The sequence below is a fragment of the Leisingera daeponensis genome (genome assembly GCF_019801465.1).
GTDB lineage: Bacteria > Pseudomonadota > Alphaproteobacteria > Rhodobacterales > Rhodobacteraceae > Leisingera > Leisingera daeponensis_A.
The window spans coordinates 57759-80636 of the sequence record NZ_JAHVJA010000013.1 but is presented as its reverse complement, the minus strand read 5'-3'; the positions used below and the strand labels follow the sequence as shown (position 1 = coordinate 80636).

The 22878-nt window shown below is 64.0% G+C and carries 18 protein-coding genes and 3 tRNA genes; 8 read left to right on the top strand and 13 right to left on the bottom strand.

Translation table 11 applies throughout. The features are described 5' to 3' along the window. Positions 1-17: 17 nt before the first annotated feature. Positions 18-656, bottom strand: a complete 639-nt coding sequence (hisH, locus tag KUV26_RS20160) for an imidazole glycerol phosphate synthase subunit HisH (RefSeq protein ID WP_222509722.1) — start codon at positions 654-656, stop codon at positions 18-20. Position 657: 1 nt separating this feature from the next. Then, complete coding sequence (hisB, locus tag KUV26_RS20155) at positions 658-1245, bottom strand: imidazoleglycerol-phosphate dehydratase HisB (RefSeq protein ID WP_222509754.1); 588 nt, start codon at positions 1243-1245, stop codon at positions 658-660. A 192-nt stretch (positions 1246-1437) separates the two neighbouring features. Between hisB and KUV26_RS20150 the strand changes: the two genes are divergently transcribed. Then, positions 1438-1677 carry an Lrp/AsnC family transcriptional regulator gene (locus tag KUV26_RS20150; RefSeq protein ID WP_222505458.1) on the top strand — a complete coding sequence of 80 codons (240 nt, stop codon included), beginning with the start codon at positions 1438-1440 and terminating at the stop codon, positions 1675-1677. Positions 1678-2052: 375 nt separating this feature from the next. Here the strand turns inward: KUV26_RS20150 and KUV26_RS20145 are convergent, their stop codons facing one another. From KUV26_RS20145 to KUV26_RS20115, 7 genes are all read right to left on the bottom strand, one after another. Continuing rightward, positions 2053-3405, bottom strand: coding sequence for an aminotransferase (locus KUV26_RS20145; RefSeq protein ID WP_222505459.1), 1353 nt, complete (start codon positions 3403-3405; stop codon positions 2053-2055). Between the two features lie 152 nt (positions 3406-3557). Continuing rightward, positions 3558-3632, bottom strand: a tRNA-Gly gene (locus KUV26_RS20140). A 143-nt stretch (positions 3633-3775) separates the two neighbouring features. Next, a tRNA-Gly gene (locus tag KUV26_RS20135) sits at positions 3776-3850 on the bottom strand. Positions 3851-3940: 90 nt separating this feature from the next. After that, complete coding sequence (locus KUV26_RS20130; protein WP_222509721.1) at positions 3941-4354, bottom strand: very short patch repair endonuclease; 414 nt, start codon at positions 4352-4354, stop codon at positions 3941-3943. Beyond that, on the bottom strand, positions 4339-5241 hold the full coding sequence (locus tag KUV26_RS20125) for a NaeI family type II restriction endonuclease (RefSeq protein ID WP_222509720.1): 903 nt from the start codon (positions 5239-5241) through the stop codon (positions 4339-4341). The genes KUV26_RS20130 and KUV26_RS20125 overlap by 16 nt, the downstream gene beginning before the upstream one ends. Positions 5242-5298: 57 nt before the next feature. Continuing rightward, positions 5299-6258, bottom strand: coding sequence for a DNA cytosine methyltransferase (locus KUV26_RS20120; protein WP_222509719.1), 960 nt, complete (start codon positions 6256-6258; stop codon positions 5299-5301). 143 nt (positions 6259-6401) lie between these two features. Continuing rightward, positions 6402-6476 (bottom strand) — tRNA-Gly (locus KUV26_RS20115). 156 nt (positions 6477-6632) lie between these two features. On the opposite strand from KUV26_RS20115, the gene KUV26_RS20110 reads away from it, so the two are divergent. After that, on the top strand, positions 6633-6818 hold the full coding sequence (locus KUV26_RS20110; RefSeq protein ID WP_222509718.1) for a hypothetical protein: 186 nt from the start codon (positions 6633-6635) through the stop codon (positions 6816-6818). Between the two features lie 203 nt (positions 6819-7021). Here KUV26_RS20110 and KUV26_RS20105 read toward each other — a convergent pair whose 3' ends face one another. From KUV26_RS20105 to KUV26_RS20095, 3 genes are all read right to left on the bottom strand, one after another. Further along, complete coding sequence (locus KUV26_RS20105) at positions 7022-10465, bottom strand: pyruvate carboxylase (protein ID WP_222509717.1); 3444 nt, start codon at positions 10463-10465, stop codon at positions 7022-7024. Between the two features lie 323 nt (positions 10466-10788). After that, positions 10789-11934, bottom strand: a complete 1146-nt coding sequence (locus KUV26_RS20100) for an alpha-hydroxy acid oxidase (RefSeq protein WP_222509716.1) — start codon at positions 11932-11934, stop codon at positions 10789-10791. A gap of 73 nt (positions 11935-12007) precedes the next feature. After that, on the bottom strand, positions 12008-13798 hold the full coding sequence (locus KUV26_RS20095; protein WP_222509715.1) for a sensor domain-containing diguanylate cyclase: 1791 nt from the start codon (positions 13796-13798) through the stop codon (positions 12008-12010). A 205-nt stretch (positions 13799-14003) separates the two neighbouring features. On the opposite strand from KUV26_RS20095, the gene KUV26_RS20090 reads away from it, so the two are divergent. Beyond that, the gene (locus KUV26_RS20090; protein ID WP_222509714.1) at positions 14004-16361 is read left to right on the top strand and encodes an ATP-dependent helicase; all 2358 of its coding nucleotides are present in this window, start codon (positions 14004-14006) and stop codon (positions 16359-16361) included. A gap of 357 nt (positions 16362-16718) precedes the next feature. Here the strand turns inward: KUV26_RS20090 and KUV26_RS20085 are convergent, their stop codons facing one another. Continuing rightward, the gene (locus tag KUV26_RS20085; RefSeq protein ID WP_222509713.1) at positions 16719-16928 is read right to left on the bottom strand and encodes a DUF1127 domain-containing protein; all 210 of its coding nucleotides are present in this window, start codon (positions 16926-16928) and stop codon (positions 16719-16721) included. 341 nt (positions 16929-17269) lie between these two features. Here KUV26_RS20085 and KUV26_RS20080 point away from each other — a divergent pair, with 341 nt between their 5' ends. From KUV26_RS20080 to KUV26_RS20060, 5 genes are all read left to right on the top strand, one after another. Next, complete coding sequence (locus KUV26_RS20080) at positions 17270-18334, top strand: Mrp/NBP35 family ATP-binding protein (RefSeq protein WP_222509712.1); 1065 nt, start codon at positions 17270-17272, stop codon at positions 18332-18334. Between the two features lie 906 nt (positions 18335-19240). Beyond that, a complete protein-coding gene (gene mraZ, locus KUV26_RS20075) occupies positions 19241-19744 on the top strand; it encodes a division/cell wall cluster transcriptional repressor MraZ (RefSeq protein WP_222509711.1) in 504 nt (167 codons plus the stop codon). A gap of 3 nt (positions 19745-19747) precedes the next feature. Continuing rightward, positions 19748-20740 (top strand): 16S rRNA (cytosine(1402)-N(4))-methyltransferase RsmH, encoded by a 993-nt coding sequence (gene rsmH / locus KUV26_RS20070; RefSeq protein WP_222505471.1) that lies wholly within the window; start codon positions 19748-19750, stop codon positions 20738-20740. Continuing rightward, on the top strand, positions 20737-21087 hold the full coding sequence (locus KUV26_RS20065) for a cell division protein FtsL (RefSeq protein ID WP_222505472.1): 351 nt from the start codon (positions 20737-20739) through the stop codon (positions 21085-21087). The genes rsmH and KUV26_RS20065 overlap by 4 nt, the downstream gene beginning before the upstream one ends. Continuing rightward, the gene (locus tag KUV26_RS20060) at positions 21084-22868 is read left to right on the top strand and encodes a peptidoglycan D,D-transpeptidase FtsI family protein (RefSeq protein WP_222509710.1); all 1785 of its coding nucleotides are present in this window, start codon (positions 21084-21086) and stop codon (positions 22866-22868) included. Before KUV26_RS20065 ends, KUV26_RS20060 begins: the two co-directional genes overlap by 4 nt. The last annotated feature ends 10 nt before the right edge of the window (positions 22869-22878 follow it).

The window sequence follows — 22878 nt, the reverse complement described above, 5'->3', positions numbered from 1 at the left end:
GCGCCAGCGCCGTCCCTTTACGGTTTCCAGGTCAGGAAGTTTCCAATCATTCGCAGCCCTGTGGCCTGGCTTTTCTCCGGATGGAACTGCATGCCCACCATCGTATCCCTGCCGATGACCGCGGTCACGTCGCCGGCATAATCCACATGCGCCAGCCGCTCCGCCGGGTTGGCGACGCGGAAATGGTAGGAGTGCACGAAATACACGTGATCGCCGCTCTGGATGCCGTCAAACACCGGGTGCGCATGATCGATCACTAGATCGTTCCAGCCCATGTGCGGCACCTTCAGCGCCGGATCCGCCGGCGTGATTTTCACCACGTCGCCGCCGACCCAGCCGAGGCCCGGCGTTTCTTCATACTCATGCCCGGTGGCCGCCATCAGCTGCATGCCGACGCAGATGCCCAGGAACGGCCGGCCCTTCTGCTCCACCGCCTCGACCATGGCATCATAGATGCCCTTATGGCCGCGCAGTTCCGCCGCGCAGGCGGGGAAAGCGCCGTCACCGGGCAACACCAGCCGGTCGGCCTTGGCCACTACGTCAGCGTCCGAGGTCACCACGACTTCGCCCGCGTCCATTTCCCTCGCCATGCGCTGAAACGCCTTCTCGGCAGAGTGCAGGTTGCCGGATTCGTAATCGATGATTGCGGTCAGCATGTCACAGCGCGCCTTTGGTCGACGGAATCGCATCCGCCTTTCGCGGATCGGTCTCCACCGCCAGCCGCAGCGCGCGGGCGACGGCCTTGAAAGCCGCCTCGGCGATATGGTGGCTGTTGAACCCGTGCAGCTGGTCGATGTGCAGGGTGATGCCGCCATGGGTGCTCAGGGCTTGAAAGAACTCCCGCACCAGCTCGGTGTCAAAGGCGCCGATCTTCTGGGTCGGCAGCGCAACGTTCCAGATCAGGAAGGGGCGCGCCGACAGGTCCAGCGCGCAGCGCACCAAAGCGTCATCCATTGGCAGGTGGCACTCGCCATAGCGGCGGATGCCCTTCTTGTCCCCCAGCGCCTGCACCAGCGCCTGACCCAGCGCGATGCCGGTGTCCTCCACCGTGTGGTGGTCGTCGATGTGGTAGTCGCCTTTGGCACGGATGGTCATGTCGATCAGCGAATGGCGCGCCAGCTGGTCCAGCATGTGGTCGAAAAAGCCAACCCCGGTCTGGTTGTCATAAACCCCGGTGCCGTCGAGGTTGATCTCGACCGAGATATCGGTCTCCGCGGTCTTGCGGGTCACTTTGGCGGTACGCATCAGCGGCTTGTCCTTCGTCATGCTGCAGAAATTCCAATCCTGCCTGGGCGCTTATAGGGCGGGCAGGGGGTATGGCTCAAGTGCGGCATTGTGCATGGGGGCCAACCTGTTGCAGCAGTCCCGGCCTATTGCGCCCGGATGCGCCGCATGCGAGCTTGGGCGCAAATCCGTGACCATTCAAAAGGGCCGCTCATGTCCACCTGCGTCTTTGTCCAGATCCGTTGCAAGCCCGGCACCACCTACAAGGTCGCCGAGGAGATTGCGCTGCGGGAAATCCATTCCGAGCTTTACTCCACCAGCGGCAACTTCGACCTGCTGATGAAGCTCTACATTCCCTCAGGCGAGGATGTCGGCAAATACATCAACGACAAGCTGCTGCAGATCGACGGGATCGAACGGTCGCTGACCACAATGACCTACAAGGTTTTCTGAAGCACCCAGTGAAAGCCCCCCGCAGCTGCCCGGGCTGCGAGGGGCATTGAGGGTCCCCGGTCCCCAACGGAACTCGTGACCGGAACAGGCGCCCGGTCTGCGTGTCAGCAGACTGAGATTCGGCGCTAAGCGCTCAGCGGGTCACGAAGTGGACCCTGGTGGCGGTATGTCTGGAAGATGGACCGGCAATGCCGGTACGGCGCGTCATCATAAAATCTCGGTCTGAAACAAACTGCGCGCAGTGTACACGATTTCCGCGGAAAAATCGACCTGCTTGCCGGAGCGCGAAACTCATTTGCGCCACAGATGCTTACAGGAAAACGCCCCGGACAGACCGGGGCGCTCCATGGAAAGTTGCCAAGGCTGCAAGCCGGTTCAGCCTGCGATCAGCCCTTGTGCCTTCAGCTCTGCATAGGCGGCGTCGACGGCGGTCTTCATCCGCGCCAGCATGTCGTTGACCTCATCCTTAGTGATGATGATCGGCGGGCACAGCGCCAGCGCATTGCCGGCCACTGCCCGCAGGATCAGCCCGTTGTCCTGACAGGCCTTCTGCGCGGCAGCGCCTGCTGCGCCCTTGGCAAAGCTCGCGCCAGTGGTCTTGTTCGACACCAGCTCCAGCGCCGCAATCAGCCCTTTGCCGCGAACCTCGCCGACCAGCGGGTGGTCGGTGAAGATCTCCCGCAGCTGCGCCTGCATATAGGTGCCCACTTCGGCGGCGTGCTCAAACAGGTTGTCGCGCTCGTAGATCTCCAGCGTCTTCAGCGCAGCGGCACATGCCGCCGGGTGGCCCGAATAGGTATAGCCGTGCCCGAACACGCCGACTTCATTGGTCTGGTCGATCATCGCCTCATACATCCAGCCGGGAATAACCGAGGCCGAGATCGGGAAATAGGCCGAGGACAGCTGTTTGGCAAAGGTCATCAGGTCAGGCTTGATGCCCATGGTGGTGCAGCCGAAATCGGCGCCGGTGCGCCCGAATCCGCAGATCACCTCGTCGGCCCAGACCAGGATGCCGTGCTTGCGCAGCAGCGCCTGCAGTTTCTCGTAATAGCCTTCCGGCGGCACGATCACGCCCGACGCGCCGGTGATCGGTTCGACGATCATCGCGGCGATGGTGTCGGGGTCTTCGGCCAGGATCTGCTCTTCCAGGTTATTGATGATCCGGTCGACGAACTGTTCCTCGGTCTCATTGCCCTGACGGCCGGTGTAATAGTGCGGCGCGTCCGAGCGCAAGATGTGCAGCGCCTCCAGCGGCGCGTCGAAATGCGCCAGATTCGCGGGCAGCGAGGTCAGCGAGCCCGCCGCCACAGTCACCCCGTGATAACCGCGCTCGCGGGTGATGATCTTGCGCTTCTCCGGCTTGCCGATGGCGTTGAAGTAGTAGCGCAGCATCTTGTAGTGGGTGTCATTGGCGTCTGAGCCGGAGTTTCCGAAGAAGATATAGGCATCCTCCACCGGCACCATCGCCTTCAGCTTCTCGGCCAGCTCCATGATCGGTTTGTGGGTCTTGCCGCCAAACGTGTGCGAAAACGGCAGCTTGTGCAGCTGCTCGGTGATCGCATCCATCACCTCGGTGTTGCTGTAGCCCAGCGAGGTGCACCACAGGCCCGCCAGCCCCTCGATGTATTTGTTGCCGTCCGTATCATAGACATAGATGCCTTCGCCGCGGTCCAGGCACAGCTGCTCGGTGGCGGTGAAATTGGTGGTGGGGTAGATGACTGGGGCCATGGCCAAACTCCTGCGATGATCTGCCCGTGAGCATTGTTCGGCAGTAGCATTGGCCTGTTTTTCAGTCCGCGTCAAAGGAATTTGATCAAATTCATCAGAGGCGTCTGAAAAAGCGAAAGGCCGCCCCGGAGGACGGCCTTTTCGGTTCCCGATGGAGCGGGCGATGAGATTCGAACTCACGACCCTTACCTTGGCAAGGTAATGCTCTACCCCTGAGCTACGCCCGCGCTGCCATCCGGTGAGGCGGTGAATAGGAAATCCGCGGGCAGGCCGCAAGCGGAAAATGACAGGAAGGTGAAGAAAGTCCGGCCGGTGCTGCGCTCCGGAAAAGCGAAAGGCCGCCCCGGAGGACGGCCTTTTCGGTTCCCGGTGGAGCGGGCGATGAGATTCGAACTCACGACCCTTACCTTGGCAAGGTAATGCTCTACCCCTGAGCTACGCCCGCGCTGCCATCCGGTGAGGGGGTGTTTAGGGTTTTCCCAAACGGGCTGCAAGAGAAAATTTTCAGAACTCCGCAAGTACCTGTGGATAAGCGTTATTCTTCGGTTTCAAGGAACTCCGCAAGGCGGGATTGCAAGGCGGCAAGGTCCTTGGTTTCGCATTCCCAGACGATCAGCACCTGCCAGCCCGCTGCCCGCAGGGCGGCCAGGTGTTCCGCGTCGCGCTCGGCATTGCGCTGCAGCTTCGGCGCCCAGTAGTCGCGGCGGCTTGCCGGAATGCGCCCGTCGCGGCACGCATGCAGATGCCAGAAGCAGCCATGCACGAAGATCACCTTGCGGCGCGGCCCGAATACAAGATCGGGCTTGCCGGGCAGGTCCTTGCGGTGAAGCCGGTAGCGGAAACCCATCCCGTGCACCATCCGCCGCACCAGCATTTCCGGCTTGGTGTCCTTGGCGCGGATCCTCGCCATATTGGCGCTGCGCTGTTGCGGTGTCAGCTTGTCGGCCACGCGACGGGATGCCCTGATTGTTCGGCCATGCGGGCATGGTAATCCGATTCAATCCGGCAGGAAATGAATTCGCTTGCCCCGCAGGACGGCAGTTCCAGCGCCTTGATCAGCTGGCTGTCCTTGCGCCCTTCCAGAACCACGATCTGTTCGCGCCCCAGGATGTCGCGGGTGCCGTGGCCGCCGTCAGCGCGGATGCGACGCATGAAATCCTTCTGCTGCGCCACGGCCTCGACTGCAGTGCGGGGAATCGGGCGGCGCTGCAGCTGCCGGAACAATGTGGCCATGCGCGCATTGCCGGTGTCGCAGGCAAAGATCTCCTGAACCGCCTCCGCATCCGCGGTGCGCCAGAAATTGGCCGGGTAAGGGTGGTCCTTCAGTAGCCACAGGATGTGCTTGAACCCTTCGGCAGAGATGCTGCGCTTGGCGTCCTTGTTCTGGCCTTTGGTCAGATATTCGGGCCGGGCCACGATCAGCCCCAGGTAACAGCGCGCCCGCGCTTCATCGGCGGCCACCAGCAGGCAGGCACAGCCCACCGCCTCGGTCGGGATCATCCAGTTGCTGCCCATGGTGTGCTTGATGTCCACATCATGGCCCAGGATCCTGGTGTCCAGCCGCCCCTTGCTCAGGCGCAGCAGCGACCGCAGCTCAATCTCGACCCGGGTGCCGATATAGGTCTTCTCGGTTTTCTCCAGCTCCTCGTAGGACCGCCGCCCGGTCTTGGGTGTCATGATCACATCGTCGATGCAGTCGCGCAGCATGAAGGCCACGTCATGCTCCAGCGCCAGCAACCCGCCGGCCCGCTGGGTGATCTCCATTTCGAGGTGTATGAGAACGTTGAAATCCGGGTGGTCGAAACCAAACACGCTGTCCGGAATGTTCTGCTTCATCGCACTCCGGCCTTCCCGGCAAAACCCTGCACGCCGGGCGCTAGCCCAGGCACGGCGTCAGGCCCGCGCGGCATGCAGTTTCGGCTTGGCAATCGCCGCCTTCAGCTCCCGCGCCACAGCCTCCGCCACTGGCGGCGGAAAGGCATTGCCGACCTGGCGGTAGGCGTTTGTCTTGGCACCGGTGAAATGCCAGGCATCCGGGAAGCCTTGGATACGCGCCACCATCCGCACCGTGAGGCGCGGCATGTCATTGTGGAACGGATCCGGCGCCTCATTGGCGATGGTGCGCCCCTCAACCCCCAAGGCCGCCCAGGCGCGCCGCGCGCGGGTCGGGCCCAAATCGGGGCCGCCGTGTTTCTTGGAGCCGCCGACGATGGTCGGCGCGATCTCATCCGCCTTGGCCGCCCAATCCTCCGCCCCGCGCCAGCCGCGCTCCTTCATCAGGTCGATCAGTGTGGCGCCCACGGTCGGCGGATTGTGCGGCAGCGGCTCGGGCCAGTTGAACTGGCCTGCGAATTCCTTGCGCAAGGCAACGATCGCCACCCGCGGCCGCAGCTGCGGCACCCCGAAGTCGGAAGCGTTCAGCAGCCGCCAGTCTGTCTCGTACCCCAGCTTCGACAGCTGTTTCTTCAGCTTCTCGCGGTAGTCATGGAATACAGCATCCAGAAAGCCGCGCACGTTCTCAATCATCACCGCGCGGGGGCGGGTGGAATCGACAATTTCGATCGCGTCATCGAACAGGTTGCGCTCGTCCTTCTCGCCCAGCTGCTTGCCTGCCACCGAGAACGGCGGGCAGGGCAGGCCGCCTGCCAGCAGGTCGATTCCCTTATAATCGCCCGCAACCTCCTTGAACTTGCGCACGTCCTCTTCCAGCACGTTCCACTGGGGACGGTTGTGGCGCAGCGTGGCGCAGCAGTGCTTGTCGATCTCAACCAGCGCCGTGTGGTCAAAGCCCGCCGCCTCGAGACCGAGGGCCTGGCCGCCCGCACCTGCGCATAGTTCTACCGATGTCAGCATTCTGCTCTGTCCGCCTGTTCCTGTTCTTGCTCTGTTCCTATGCGGGAAAGCGATTCCGCACAAGGTATTCTGCACCCGGCCAGACTATGCGGAAATCCTCAAAAGCGAAAGGCCGCCCCGAGGGCGGCCTATCCGTTTCCCGATGGAGCGGGCGATGAGATTCGAACTCACGACCCTTACCTTGGCAAGGTAATGCTCTACCCCTGAGCTACGCCCGCGCTGCCATCCGGTGAGCGGTGAAATAGGTATTCCGGCGCCGGGCTGCAAGCAAAAAATCAGCCTGCAACCGAAAAAAAGTTCCTGCGCTCCGACGGAACAGACACAGGGCTGCGTGTCACTGGCACACCGCCGGATTTCAGAGGGAGTTTGGAGCCATGCTGTGGAAAGATTATGTGCGGATCGGCGGCCTCGCGGCGGCAATCGCCCTGGCCTGTGTCCTGCCGGGCGCGCAACAGCCGGGCACAACGCAGGGCGGCGGTTGGATACAGCAGATCGAGGAGATCACCCCGGTGCAGGTGGACACGGTGAAACTGCCGGCCGCCGCAGCCTTCAGCGCCTGACAGAACGGCAATCCGTTTCCCGGCGCTGGAAACGGCCAAGAATCCTGCGAGGATTATCGGGCGCCATCCGGCAGGCGGGCCCGGTTCTCCGCGCCGGAAAACTGGCCGGAATTCCCGCGGAATTCCGGTTCTGCCGGGTAAAGGAAAAGGGCGCCCCGCCAGCCGGCGGGACGCCCTGAATTTTCCGCCAGGGGCGGTGCGGCTTATTCCAGCTCGACCAGCAGATCCTTGGCGTCGATCTGGCCGCCAGCCTGGACGTGGACGGCTTTCACCACCGCATCGCGCTCGGCGTGGATGCCGGTTTCCATCTTCATCGCCTCGATGGTCAGCAGCATGTCGCCCTCATGCACCTGCTGGCCGACCTGCACCGCGACCGAGGCGACAACACCCGGCATCGGCGCGCCGATGTGGTTGGGGTTGCCCGCTTCCGCCTTGGGGTTGGCCTGGGTCGAGGCCTTGACCAGCCGGTTCGGCACCCGGATCACGCGGGGCTGGCCGTTCAGCTCGAAGAAGACCTTTACTTCGCCCTTCTCGTCGGTCTCTGAAATCGCCTGCAGGCGGATTTCCAGGGTCTTGCCCGGATCGATCTCGGCGGTGATTTCCTCGCCCGGCTCCATGCCGTAGAAGAAAGTCTTGGTCGGCAGCGTGCGCACCGGGCCGTACTGGCGGTGGCGGCCCATGTAATCCAGGAACACCTTGGGATACATCAGGTAGCCGTTCAGGTCCTCGTCATCGACGGTGAAGCCTTCCAGCTGCTTGGACAGATCGGCACGGACCGCTTCCAGATCGACCGGCTCCAGATGCGCGCCGGGGCGCTCGGTGTTGGGCGCTTCGCCCTTCAGCACCTTGGACACGATGCCTTCCGGGAAGCCGCCCGGGGGCTGGCCCAGGTTGCCGCGCATCATGTCGACCACCGAGTCGGGGAAGGCCACATCGGTCTTGGGATCCTCGACCTGCGCGCGGGTCAGACCCTGGCTCACCATCATCAGCGCCATGTCGCCGACCACCTTGGAGGAGGGGGTCACCTTGACGATGTCGCCGAACATCTGGTTCACGTCGGCATAGGTCTGCGCCACGTCGGCCCATTTCTCTTCCAGGCCCAAGGAGCGCGCCTGCGCCTTCAGGTTGGTGAACTGGCCGCCCGGCATCTCGTGCAGGTAGACCTCCGAGGCAGGGGCCTGCAGGCCGCTCTCGAACGCCGCGTACTGCGCCCGCACCTGCTCCCAGTAACCGGAGATCTCGCGCACCTTGGCGATATCGATGCCGGTGTCGCGGTCGGTGTTGCGCAATGCCTCGACAATAGAGCCCAGGCAGGGCTGCGAGGTGCCGCCGGAGAAGGCGTCCATCGCCGCATCAACTGCGTCCACACCGGCATCGGCCGCCGCCAGGATGGTGGCGCCGGCCACGCCCGAGGTGTCATGGGTGTGGAAGTGGACCGGCAGCCCGACTTCTTCCTTCAGCGCCTTGATCAGCTGGCGGGCGGCGGCGGGCTTCAAGAGGCCCGCCATGTCCTTCAGACCCAGGATATGGGCGCCTGCTGCTTCCATCTCCTTGGCCATGCCGACGTAATACTTCAGGTCGTACTTGGCACGGTTCGGGTCCAGGATGTCGCCGGTGTAGCAGATGGTGCCTTCGCAAACCTTGCCGCTTTCAACCACCGCGTCCATCGCGACGCGCATGTTCTCGACCCAGTTCAGGGAGTCGAAAACGCGGAACACGTCAACGCCGGTTTTCGCCGCCTGGCGCACGAATTCCTGCACCACGTTGTCCGGATAGTTGGTGTAGCCGACGCCGTTGGAGGCGCGCAGCAGCATCTGGGTCATCAGGTTCGGCATCCGCTCGCGCAGATCGCGCAGGCGCTGCCACGGGCATTCCTGCAGGAAGCGGTAGGCAACGTCGAAGGTCGCGCCGCCCCAACACTCGACCGAGAACAGCTGGCTGAGGTTCTGCGCATAGGCCGGTGCCACCTTGATCATGTCGATCGAGCGCATCCGGGTCGCCAGCAGCGACTGGTGGCCGTCGCGCATGGTGGTGTCGGTCAGCAGCAGCTGGCGCTGCGCCTTCATCCAGTCGGCCACCGCCTGCGCGCCCTTCTGCTCCAGCAGATTGCGGGTGCCATAGGGCAGGTTGCCCGGTTCCGCATGCGGTGCACGCGGCTCCTTCAGGTCGGCGGCGGGGGCCGCGCGGCCTTCTGTCTCCGGGTGGCCGTTCACGGTGATGTCGGCGATGTAGGTCAGTACCTTGGTGCCGCGGTCGCGCCGCTTCTTGAACTGGAACAGGTCCGGGGTCTCGTCGATGAACTTGGTGGTGTATTCATTCGACAGGAAGGTCGGGTGCTTCAGCAGGTTCTCGACAAAGGCGATGTTGGTGCTGACGCCGCGGACCCGGAACTCGCGCAGCGCGCGGTCCATGCGGGCGATCGCCTTTTCCGGAGTTGGCGCCCAGGCGGTCACCTTGGTCAGGAGCGAGTCGTAGTAGCGGGTGATCACGCCGCCCGCATATGCGGTGCCGCCGTCCAGGCGGATGCCCATGCCGGTGGCCGAGCGGTAGGCGGTGATGCGGCCGTAATCCGGGATGAAATTGTTCAGCGGGTCCTCGGTGGTCACCCGGGTCTGCAGCGCGTGGCCGTGCAGGCGGATTTCATCCTGGCTGGCCTTGCCGGTCGCCTCGGCAATGCTCTTGCCTTCGGCGATCAGGATCTGCGCCTGCACGATGTCGATGCCGGTGACCTCTTCGGTCACGGTATGCTCCACCTGCACCCGCGGGTTCACCTCAATGAAGTAGAAGTTGCCGGATTCCATATCCATCAGGAATTCGACGGTGCCCGCGCATTCATAGTTCACATGCTGGCAGATCTTTCGGCCCAGGTCGCAGATCTCGGCACGCTGCTCCTCGGTCAGATACGGGGCAGGGGCGCGCTCCACCACTTTCTGGTTGCGGCGCTGCACCGAGCAGTCCCGCTCGTAGAGGTGATAGATGTTGCCCTCCTTGTCGCCGAGGATCTGAACCTCGACGTGGCGGGCACGGGTGATCATCTTCTCCAGGTAGCCTTCGCCGTTGCCAAAGGCGGCTTCCGCCTCGCGGCGGCCTTCCAGGACCTTCTCTTCCAGCTCTTTCTCGCCGTAGATCGGTCGCATGCCGCGGCCGCCGCCGCCCCAGGAGGCCTTCAGCATCAGCGGATAGCCGATCTCGGCCGCTTCCTTGCGGATCGCGTCCATGTCGTCGCCCAGCACCTCGGTGGCCGGAATGACCGGCACGCCGGCGGCAATCGCCACTTTCCGGGCCGAAGCCTTGTCACCCAGCGCGCGCATGGTTTCGGCCTTGGGGCCGATGAAGGTGATGCCATTGCGGGCGCAGGCATCCACGAATTCCGGATTTTCCGACAGCAGGCCGTAGCCGGGATGGATCGCATCGGCGCCGCTTTCCTTGGCGACGCGGATGATTTCGTCGATCGACAGATAGGCCGCCACCGGCCCCATGCCTTCGCCGATCCGGTAGGCTTCATCCGCCTTGAACCGGTGCAGGCCGAGCTTGTCCTCCTCGGCATAGACGGCGACGGTGCGTTTGCCCATTTCGTTGGCAGCGCGCATCACGCGGATCGCGATCTCGCCACGGTTGGCAATCAGGATTTTTTTGAAGTCGGTCATGTCACCCTCGGGGTCCGTGCAAGTTGGTGCAGTGTTAGGCGGATAATATCGAACCGCACAACAGTAGTTCTGGGTATTTCCGGCATGATTGCGCTCTCAAGCGGCCTGTTTTTTCATTCCTGTTCCGCCTTCTGCCTGTTCAGGCGCCCGGCGGGCGCTGTGCCGTGTCGTGCTAACATTTACAGAATCCGCTGAAATTTTGCATCTGCGGCATGATTTTGTAACTATTTTTGCCGCGCCGCAGCGTAAAACTGACGCTGCGGATGCGTCATTTTGGCGCAATTTTCCCGAATTTGCGCGAAAAGCGCCGACGGGGTGCGCAATCAGCCGAGTTGGCGGGTTTGCAATCCGCGTGCCCCGGCCAGGCTGGACAGGCCCAGCTGGCCCATGTTGGCTTCCAGGTCCTTGCACAGGATGCTGATCAGATGCGCCGGGCCGGCTGGCCCCAGCGCTGCCAGAGCATAGTGGAAGGCGCGCCCCAGCATGATGAAATCCGCCCCCAGCGCCAGCGCCCGCAGGATGTCCAGCCCGCTTTCGATGCCGCTGTCGAAGATCACTGGCACGGTGACTGCAGCGCGCACTTCCGGCAGCAGGCTGATGGCGGCCGGGCAGCCGTCGAACTGGCGGCCGCCATGGTTGGACAGCCAGACCGCGTCGGCGCCGGCCTCCTGCAGCCGCCGGGCGTCTTCTGCCCGCTGCACGCCCTTGATGATGAACGGCCCGTCCCAGTTGCGCCGCAGCCAATCGACATAGGCCCAGTCCGGCGACGTCCGCAGAAGATAGCCGACATGCGCGGTCGGCGGCAGGTTGGCCTGTTCGCCGCTGATGTATTTGTCCAGCGTCCGCATATGCGGCATCCCCTGCCGCGCCATCCCCAGCGACCAGGCGGGCCGCAGAGCGATCTGCGCCAGGAGCCGAGGGGTCAGCCGCGGCGGCTGCGTCAGACCCGACCGCGTCTGCCGCTCCCGTCGCGAAGCCACCGGCACATCAACCGTCAGCACGAGCGTGCGGAAGCCCGCACCCCGCGCCCGCTCCAGCAGGTCGCTGCGGATGCTTTCATCCTTGGGCGGATACAGCTGAAACCAGGCATCGGAACCCAGATCCGGGGCCAGATCCTCCGGCATCCGGCTGGCCACGGTGGACAGGCAATAGGGGATGCCGGCTTCTCTGGCGCTGCGGGCCAGGATGCCTTCCGCATCCGGCCAGATCAGCCCGGACATGCCCACCGGCGCCACGCCGAAGGGGCAGGCATAAGCGGTGCCCATCAAATCAGCCGCAATCTCCGTCTTCAGCGGCCCGTGGAGCACTGACGGCAGCATGCCGATCCGGTCCAGCCCGGCGCGGTTCCGCGCCTTGGCGGCCTCGGCACCGGTGCCGCTGTCCAGATAGTCCCAGACGAACTTGGGAAGCCGCTGCCGCGCGCGCTGTTTCAGGTCGTCAAGCCCCGGGTATCTCTGATGCAGATCCATGCGGGCATTGGTACGCGGAGACAGGAATTGTGCAAGAGAAAGCGCGGCTGCCGCCGAGCCGCGCCGGGTCGGCTTATGCCGCGCCTTTCTTCTGCTCCTGCGCGCTGCCGGCCTCCGGCAGGGCGGCGGGATTGCGGGGCAGGGGGCTGGCGCCTTCCGCGACGCAGACCTGGTTGCGGCCCTTGGCCTTGGCCTCATACAGCGCCTCGTCGGAGGCGCGCAACAGATCCTGGGGCATGGTGCCATGCGCCGGGTAATGGGCAACCCCCAGGGAAATGGAGATCCGCGGCAGCGCCTTCTCGCCATAGCGCACCACGACATCCTCGATCGCCTGGCGCAGCAACTCGGCCTTGGTGACGGCATCCTCCGGGCTCACGTTCGGCAGAAGCAGCGCAAATTCCTCGCCGCCGGGGCGGCAGGCCACCTCGTCGCCGTCGCAGGCCTGCTCCAGCGCGGTGCCGACCGCGCGCAGCACCATGTCGCCGGCATCGTGGCCGTGATTGTCGTTGAATTTCTTGAAATGGTCCACGTCGATCGACACCACGCTCAGCGCCTGGCCGCGTTCCTGGCTGGAGGCGATGAACTTGCGCAGGGAATCGGTCATATGGCGGCGGTTGAACAGGCCGGTCAGCGGATCGCGCACCGACTGGTCATGCAGCTGGTCGCGCATCCGCACGTTGGCAATCGCCATGCTGATCTGCTCGGCGCACATCTGCGCCAGCTGCTTGCAGCCGGAAAAATCGCCGGCCCGGCTGGGCCGCGCCCGCAGGTGCATCAGTCCGACCGTCTCGCCATGCGCGAGAATCGGAAAGCAGAAATAGGGCCGCCCGTCATGCGGTTCCGCATGGGCGCAGGTGAATTCCACTTCCGAGGCGCCGAACTCATAGGTGCGGCCACGGCGCAGGCCCCAGCATTCGCCCGGCTGGATGTGGTCCTTGTGGCTGCCGCCGTTCCAGCTCGAGCAGCCGTCCAGCACATCGCGGGAGTTGGAGAATACATAGATGCTGCCCTCGGAATCCGGCAGCAAATGGCTCATGAACTCTGACACCATGCCGAAAAGCTCTTCCAGCGAGCGGCAGGATTGCAGCCATTCGTTCAGCTCGCCCAGCAGTTTCACCTCCCGCGCCAGCTGCAGCTGGTTCGCCATGATCTCCTGGTCTTTGGCCGAACGTTCCTCGACCTGGCGCAGGCTGCGCCGGTTGGCCTTGAAGACAACAACCGACACGACGGTCATCGCGGCGACGGTCACCAGGGAAATGAGCGCCAGCGAGATCCGCACACGGGTGATGAAGGTGTTCCGGACATCCGTGATGTCCGAATAGAACTGAATCGCACCGATGAATATGCCGTCATGCATGACCGGGGAATAGACTTCGGCCACCTCGCGGTTCGGAATGGACCCGTCGGCGTTGGCTGCGATCCTAAGCCCGTCCACCACGGTCGCCGGCTTTTCCGCGTGCTTGTAATATACCAGTCCTTGCGAAACGACGGACTGAAAATAGGGCTGGGTGTTGCGCTCTCCGATATTCTCCGGCCGCGTCGACCAGAAGATGGTGCCATCCGCTTCAAGCAGCGTCAGCCGGTAGACGTCAGAGGTTGCCGGCACCAGGCTCAGGTATTCCTCGTCATGCTCATCCAGATCGCCCAGCACAAAGGCATCCTCACTGCTCGCAAGATGCAGCAGAACCGCCCGCTGCCAGATGTCGGCCTGTTTGCGCAGATCCGCCTCCAGCATCCGGTCCACTACCGGGGGCGGTACGGAATAGACCGCCCAGGCCGACAGTACCGCTGCGGCCAGCAGCAGCGGCAGCATCGAAAAGGTTTTGAGCATGGCGCTCAGTTTCCAGGCTGGCCGCTGTGTCATGATGGTCCTCTGGACTTGGGCATTTGGCCTAGAATTGCGCGGTTGCCTTTACAGATTATGAAAATCTCCGCTTTTACTTGTGCGCGACGGGCTTCCTGCACGCCAATAGTGACCGTGACGGGGCGCAGGCCGGTGCCTCAGGCTGGGTGAACAGACTGTGAACGTCCTCTTTCCGCCGCGCATGAATCAGGCTAGGATCGCGCCCATGAGCAGTTTTGACGAAATGGACGCCTTTGAGGGCGCATCGCTGTCGTCCCGCGCCATGGCGGCGCGGCCGATGCCCTATCTGGACACGCTGAACCCGGCGCAGCGCGAGGCGGTGGAATGCCTCGACGGCCCGGTTCTGATGCTGGCGGGTGCCGGCACCGGCAAGACCAAGGCGCTGACCACCCGCATCGTGCACCTCCTCAGCACCGGCAAGGCGCGCCCGAACGAGATCCTGTCAGTGACCTTCACCAACAAGGCCGCGCGCGAGATGAAGGAGCGCGTCGGCGGCATGCTCGGCCAGGCGGTCGAGGGCATGCCCTGGCTTGGCACCTTTCACTCCATCTGCGTCAAGCAGCTGCGCCGCCATGCGGAACTGGCGGGGCTGAAGTCGAACTTCACCATTCTCGACACCGACGACCAGATCCGGCTGTTGAAACAGCTGATCCAGGCCGCAGGCATTGACGACAAGCGCTGGCCCGCGCGGATGCTGGCAAACATCATCGACGACTGGAAAAACCGCGCCCTGACACCGGACAAGGTTCCAGTTGCGGACGCCGGCGCCTACAACAGCCGCGGCACCGAGTTTTACGCCCAGTACCAGACCCGCCTGCGCGAGCTGAACGCGGTGGATTTCGGCGACCTTCTCTTGCACATGGTGACGATCTTCCAGAGCCACCCTGACGTGCTGGAGCAGTATCAGCGCTGGTTCCGCTACATCATGGTGGACGAATACCAGGATACCAACGTCGCCCAGTACCTCTGGCTGCGGCTCTTGGCTGGCGCGCACAAGAACGTCTGCTGCGTCGGCGACGACGACCAGTCGATCTACGGCTGGCGCGGTGCCGAGGTCGGCAACATCCTGCGGTTCGAGAAGGATTTCCCCGGCGCCATGGTGGTGCGGCTGGAGCAGAATTACCGTTCTACCGGCCATATCCTCGCCGCCGCCGCAGGCGTCATCCGCGGCAATGCCGGCCGTCTTGGCAAGGAGCTGTGGACCGATGCCGGCGACGGCGAAAAGGTCCGCCTGATCGGCCATTGGGACGGTGAGGAGGAGGCCCGCTGGATCGGCGAGGAAATCGAAGCCATGCAGCGCGGCACCCGCGGCCAGTCGCCGATCGGTCTCAACAGCATGGCGATCCTGGTCCGTGCCTCGCACCAGATGCGCGCGTTCGAGGACCGCTTCCTGACAATCGGCCTGCCGTACCGGGTGATCGGCGGCCCGCGGTTCTATGAGCGCCTGGAGATCCGTGATGCCATGGCCTATTTCCGTGTCGTGGTCTCACCTGATGACGGTCTGGCGTTTGAACGCATCGTCAACACGCCAAAACGCGGCCTCGGCGACAAGGCACAGCAGACCATCCAGATGATTGCCCGCGAGAACGGCGTCTCGCTTATCGAAGGCGCCACGCTGGCAGTTGAAGGCGGCCACATCAAGGGCAAGGGCGCAGGCAAGCTGCGTGAACTGGTCGAGGGCATTGCGCGCTGGGGCCGCATGGCCGGGGATGGTGACATCAGCCATATGGAACTGGCCGAGATCATCCTGGATGAGAGCGGCTATACCGCTCATTGGCAGAACGACAAGAACCCGGATTCGCCCGGCCGCCTTGAGAACCTCAAGGAACTGGTGAAGGCGCTGGAAAACTTCGAGAATCTTCAGGGTTTCCTCGAGCACGTCAGCCTGGTGATGGACAACGACAAGCAGGACGCGGACGAAAAGGTCTCGATCATGACCCTGCACGCGGCCAAGGGTCTGGAATTCCCCGCCGTCTTCCTGCCGGGCTGGGAGGACGGGTTGTTTCCGTCGCAGCGCTCGATGGATGAAAGCGGCCTGAAGGGCCTCGAGGAGGAGCGCCGCCTGGCTTACGTGGGCATCACCCGCGCCGAGGAAATCTGCACCATCTCCTTCGCCGGCAACCGCCGGGTGTTCGGCCAGTGGCAGTCCCAGCTGCCCTCGCGATTCATTGACGAACTTCCCGAAGACCACGTCGAGGTTCTGACCCCGCCGGGCCTCTACGGCGGCGGCTATGGCGCTGCCGCACCAGGGGCAGGGCAGGTACGGTCCACCATCGAAGAAAAGGTGGCGCAGGCTGACGGCTACAACTCCCCGGGCTGGAAACGGATGCAGGCCCGCGCCGGCCAGTACGGCATGTCGCAGCCGAAGGAGAGCAAGAACACGGTGATTGACCTCACCGCCACCTCCAGCTTCACCCTGGGGGAGCGGGTGTTTCACCAGAAGTTCGGCTATGGCGCCATCACCGGCATCGAAGGCGACAAGCTGGAAGTGGACTTCGAGAAGGCCGGCACCAAGAAGGTGGTTGCCCGCTTTGTCTCGGCCACGGACGACGTTCCGTTCTGAGGAATTCGGTCTCGCCGGCTGTGCCGGCGGATCGGATCGCGCTGGGCGCGCCCCCCCCTTCCACTGAAGCAGCGTTACCCTGGCCGGGCTTTTGCCTGGCTGCGGGCGCTTGTTCACGGGGAGGGCGCTGTCCGGCTGGCCGGAAAATAAGACCGGAAAACAAGAAACGGCGGCGCCCAGGGAGGAGGAGGGGCACCGCCGTTCTGTTGCACACCGGGAATCAGGGAGGAGGAGATCCCGGTGATCTGAGCCCGGCTTTTCCTGGCCGGTATAGGGTGCGGTGGCATCAGGGAGGAGGAGGATGCCACCGCCAAAGACAGGTCCTTCAAGGGAGGAGGAGAAAGGACCTGATCTCTATCAGTTGTTCTCGTAGGCCGCCTGATAGGCGATGCGCTTGATTTCGGACCGGTCCAGGCCCAGGTCGGCCAGGTCGCGGTTCGTCAGTGCCGACAGTTCATTGACCGTTTGGCGGTACAGGCGGTAGCGGGCGAACTTGACCAGCAGGGCATCCAGGAAGCCTGCCGGGGATGCAATGTTCACCGCGGAGATCTGTTGTGCTGCTGCCATCGTTCCGTTCCTTCGTCTAACCGTCTCGTCGTGTGCCGCTGTGGCGTTTCTTGAATGACAATTTAAGGATATGCTGCAGATGCACAATCCCGTGCTTCGTCATTGCTGCTATGCGGCAAGCGCATGGGTGACGCGGGGTATGCCTTTGTTATTGGCTGAGTTTTGCAGCACGCCGTTGTGCGGCTGTATAATTTCCGGGCGCAGCGCCGCGAGCAGCGCATGGCTGGCGGGGCGGCTAGTTGACAAATGCGGCAGCCCGCCTGCGGCAATCGCGCCGGGCGGGTTTCCAGTCCGGCGGCCGGCACATATATATGAGCCGGAATTGACGCAGGAGAGCAGCCATGGGTGTGACACAGGAACAGATTCGCGCTGTGCTGGAACGGCTGGCGCTGCCGGACGGCGGCACCCTGGTATCGCGCGACATGCTGCGGGCGCTGCGCATCGAGGGCGGCAAGGTGAGCTTCGTGATCGAGGCGCCGAGCCCCGAAATCGCCAAGCTGATGGAGCCGCTGCGCAAAGCCGCCGAGGCCGCGGTGCTGTCGCTGGAAGGGGTTGAGAAAGTCTCCGCCGCGCTCACCGCCCATGCGCCGCAGCAGCCCGCGCCCAGCCTCAAGGTTGGCGGCCACCCGAAACCGCAGGCGGAGCCGCTGAAGCCGGCTGGCGTCAAACGCATCCTGGCGGTCGCCTCCGGCAAGGGCGGGGTGGGCAAATCCACCGTGTCCTCCAACCTCGCCGTGGCGCTGGCGAAACAGGGCCGCAAGGTGGGCCTGCTGGATGCCGACATCTACGGCCCCTCTCAGCCCCGCATGATGGGCGCCAAAGGGCGGCCTGCCAGCCCCGACGGCAAGACCATCGAGCCGCTGCACGCTCATGGCGTCACCCTGATGTCGATCGGCTTCATGCTGGAGGAAGGCAAGGCAGTGGTCTGGCGCGGCCCGATGCTGATGGGCGCCCTGCAGCAGATGCTGGGTCAGGTGAATTGGGGCGAGCTGGACGTGCTGATCGTCGACCTGCCGCCCGGCACCGGCGATGTGCAGCTGACGCTCTGCACCAAGGCGGAGCTGTCCGGCGCCATCGTTGTCTCCACCCCGCAGGATGTGGCGCTGCTGGATGCGCGCAAGGCGATGGACATGTTCAGCACGCTGAAGACCCCGGTGCTGGGGCTGATCGAGAACATGTCTTTCTTCACTTGCCCGGATTGCGGCGGCGAGCATCACATCTTCGGCCACGGCGGCGTCGCGGCAGAGGCCGAGGCGCTTGGGTTGCCGCTTTTGGGCGCGCTGCCGATTGATCTGGAAACCCGTCTGGCCGGCGACAGTGGCACGCCCGTCGCCGCGGGGGAGGGGCCGATGGCCCGGGCCTATGCCCGCATCGCCGAGGGTCTGATCGGCGGCGGCATGGCCTGAGCCGCCCGGCGGCGCCTGGAAATCCGGCCTCTATATATAAGAGCGCCTTGAAGGCCCGCCGCTCCGGCGGGCTTTTTGCCTTTTGCCTGGCCGGGAAAGGCTGCAGAGCGGCGGCGGTGCGCGCTGCCTCCGGTCTTGTTCCGCGCTGAAATTCGGGCGCGGATGGGATTGCCCGCCGGAATTGGGACTGTATGGCACCTGCTGTGCCGCGCGGGATGCCGCGGGATGGCTGGGAGCATATGGGACGACTGGGAATTCGCGGGACTGGCGGGAATTCATGGGTGCTACGGGAAATCATGGCCCTTTTCCCGTCCGAACCCTCTTGATGACGCGAATCACTCGGTGTTCAAACGCTGCTTAAGGGGATTTCCGGCGCTTCTGTACGATAGATTGTGCGAACGTAGGGGGAACTTTGTGGAATCCTGGAGTGCGGCGGGCGGAATCGCGGGAAACTATGGGAAAAAATTGGCCTGCGCAACTCGCATCTATATCTAGTGTCTGACCTGTATTTTTTTACAACAAGTTCCGATTTCCTCCCTGAGTCAGGCGCGAATCTGGCCCGAATCTGCGGATAACTTGTCAAGGCTTCGGCGGTTTCCCGCAAAAAAGAGTTGCAGGGCCATCAATTCCCATAGTATCCCTAGTTCATCAGATGAGACGAGGGACGGGGCGCCAAACGACCCCAGAGCCAAAAACAAAACAAGCAGGTTTCATACAGGCCTTCGCTTTCATCGAACCAAGAGATCCGGCGCGCGGGCGAGCAGACATCCCCCCAGGTGGCGCGTGCAGTCGGACATCCCGCAAAGCGGGCCAAGGCGGCGGGTTGATCAGTGGCAGCAGATCAACCCGCCCCTTTTCATTCTGGGGGACGGGTTAACGCGAGGGACGCGCGAAAAGGACGGGAAATTGGGCCGCAGGTTCAGGGGCGAAAGCCACCACAAGGTGGACAGCAAGGGGCGGGTGTCAATCCCGGCCTCTTTTCGCCGTGTGCTGGAGGCTGCCGATCCGAACTGGCAGCCCGGCCAGAACCCCGAACTGGTAATCGTCTACGGCGATCAGCGCCGCAACTTCCTGGAATGCTATACTATAGAGGCGATCGAGGAGGTCGACGCCAAGATCGACCAGCTGCCGCGCGGCTCGATGCAGCGCAAGATGCTGCAGCGCATGTTCCACGGCCAGTCCTTCCCGACCAACGTGGATGAGACCGGCCGCCTGGTGCTGCCGGCCAAGCTGCGCCAGAAGATCGACCTTGAGGCAGAGGCTTTTTTCATCGCCGCAGGCGACACCTTTCAGATCTGGAAGCCGGAAACCTACGAGGCAGAGGAACTGGCCCAGGCCGAGAAGTGGATGGAAGACCTGCCCGAGGACTTCGATCCGATGGAATTCCTAGATGGCGCCGGGGGCGCTTAAGACATGACCCAGGACCAAAAAGCTGCCAATGGTCCCCATATCCCGGTTCTTCTCCGCCCGCTGCTTGCGGCCGTGGCCCCGGTCGCGGGCCGCTGGCTGGACGGCACCTTCGGGGCCGGCGGCTACACCCGCGGCCTATTGGAGGCCGGCGCGGATCAGGTGACCGGCGTCGACCGCGATCCGCTGGCGTTTGAACTGGCAAAACCCTGGGCAGGGGAGTACGGCGACCGCCTGATCCTGCAGCCGGGCGTCTTTTCCCGCATGGATGAATACGCTCAGGACCTCGACGGCGTGGTGCTGGACCTCGGCGTCTCCTCGATGCAGCTGGACCTGGCCGAGCGCGGCTTCTCCTTCATGAAGGACGGCCCGCTGGACATGCGGATGTCGCAGTCAGGCCCCTCGGCCGCTGATCTGATCGCCGAACTCACCGAGGCGCAGATCGCCGACATCCTGTTCCATTACGGCGAGGAGCGCGCCAGCCGCCGCATCGCCAAGGCGATTGTCCGGGAGCGCGCGATCGAGCCGATCACCACCACCCTGCGCCTTGCGGGCATCATCGAGAGCTGCCTGCCGCGCCCCAAGCCCGGCCAGTCGCACCCGGCGACCCGCAGCTTCCAAGGGCTGCGCATCGCGGTGAACGCCGAATACGACGAGCTGTTCGAGGGCCTGCTGGCGGCCGAGCGGGCGCTGAAGCCCGGCGGCCTGCTGGCGGTTGTCACCTTCCACTCGGTCGAGGACCGCATGGTCAAGCGCTTCTTCCAGCACCGCGCGGGCAAGACCGGCCGCGCCAACCGCTATGCGCCGGAGCAGGAGGAAACCCCCGCCCAGTTCGAACTGGTCACCCGCAAGGCGGTGGGCCCGGACGAGCAGGAACTGGCCGAAAACCCCCGCGCCCGGTCCGCCCGCCTGCGGGTGGGGCGCCGCACCGGGGCCGCACCGGGGCCGATCTCGGCCAAGGAGCTTGGAATGCCGCAGCTGAAAGAGGCGCGTAAATGAAAACTTTGCTGTATGCCGCAACCTGCCTGGCCGTTTTCGGCCTCGCCTTCTGGGCCTACCGCGAAAACTACGCCACTCAGCAGGTGCTGAAAGACACCCGCGCCTTGCAGCGCCAGATCGGCGCCGCCCAGGTGCGCCTCAGCGTGCTGCGCGCCGAATGGGCCTATTTGAACCGCCCGCAGCGCCTGCGCGATCTGGCCGACATCAACTTTGACAGCCTCGGCCTCCTGCCGCTGCGCCCGGATCAGTTCGGCCGCGTGGATGAGGTCTCCTACCCAGCACCGCCGGAGCTGGAGATCAGCAATGAGATCGAGGTCTCCGGCCTCAATGCAGGGAGCCAGCCATGATCCGCACGCCGCTCCGCCCGCTGGCCCGCATCCTGCACGCTCGCGCCTCCGGCGAGAATCCGGATGTGATCGAGAAGGAAAACATCAGCCTGCGCCATCAGGAAATGCAGGTGCAGGCCCGTCAGCGCGCCGAGGGGCGGCTTCTGGTGCTGGGCCTGTTTTTTGTGTGCGCTTTCGGCGCCATCATCGCCCGCATGGGCATGACCGCGGTGTCGGAGCCGGAAGAGCCCGTCGCCAGCGTTCCCGGCGCAGCCATTGCCGCGCAGCGCGCCGACATCGTCGACCGCAACGGCAGCCTGCTGGCCACCAATTTCGAGACCCATTCGCTTTACGCCCAGCCGCCGCAGATGATCGATCCGGTCAGTGCTGCGGAAAAGCTGGTGGAGATCTTTCCCGACCTCGACCGCGAGCGTTTGATCAAGGACTTCACCGGAAAGCGCAAGTTCTTGTGGGTGAAAAAGAAAATCAGCCCGGAGCAGCTTCAGGCGGTGCATGACATCGGTGATCCCGGCCTGCTGTTCGGCCCGCGCGAGATGCGGCTGTATCCCAATGGCAGCCTGGCCGCCCATGTGCTGGGCGGTGCCGGTTTTGGCAAGGAGGGCGTGAACGCGGCCGAGGTGATCGGCGTCGCCGGCGTCGAGCGCCAGTTCGACGATTACCTGCGCGATCCGGCCAATGCGGGCAAGCCCTTGCAGTTGTCGCTGGACCTTACCGTGCAGGCCGCGGCGGAGCAGGTGCTCTATGGCGGCATGAAGCTGATGAACGCCAAGGGCGCAACCTCGATCCTGATGGATGTGCACACCGGCGAAGTGATTTCGGTGGTTTCCTTCCCGGATTTCGATCCCAATGACCGGCCGCGGCCGCCGACTTCCGGCTTCGATCCCTCCGACAGCCCGCTGTTCAATCGCGCGGTGCAGGGGGTTTATGAGCTGGGCTCCACCTTCAAGATCTTCACCGCCGCCCAGGCGATGGAGCTGGGGCTGGTGGGCGCCGATACCGTGATCGACACCCGCGGGCCGCTGCGCTGGGGCCGTTTTGCGATCCGCGATTTCCGCAACTACGGCAACGAGATGTCGGTGACCAAGATCATCGTTAAATCCTCCAATATCGGCACCGCGCGGCTGGCGCAGCAGATCGGGGTGGAGCGGCAGAAAAGCTTCCTCAATGATCTGGGCATGCTGGAGCCGACCCCGTTCGAGATCACCGAGGCCGCAGGCGGCAAGCCGCTGCTGCCCGGCAATTGGTCGGAACTGTCGGCGATGACCATCTCCTACGGCCACGGCATCTCCACGACGCCGATGCACCTGGCCGCGGGCTATGCAGCGATTGCCAACGGCGGGCGGTATGTGGCGCCGACGATTCTGAAGCAGACCGCGCCGCAGCCGGGGGAGCGGGTGTTGAGCGAGGCCACCGCCGCCGCCGCGCGCAAGATGTTGCGCAAGGTGGTCAGCGAAGGCACAGCTTCTTTTGCCGAGGTCGAAGGCTATCAGGTGGGCGGTAAGACCGGCACCGCCGACAAGCCCAAGCCCCGCGGCGGGTACTACGAGGACAAGGTGATTGCCACTTTTGCCTCTATTTTCCCGGCACATGACCCGAAATACGTGCTGATCGTGACGCTGGACGAGCCGTCGATCATCGCCCATGGCGAGGAGCGCCGCACCGCAGGCTGGACCGCCACCCCGGTGGCCGCCGAAATGATCGGCCGGGTCGCGCCGCTGCTGGGCCTCCGTCCGCAAGTTGAACCCGCAGAGGTGACTGGTATAACCCTGACCTCGAACTAATCCAGGTGAG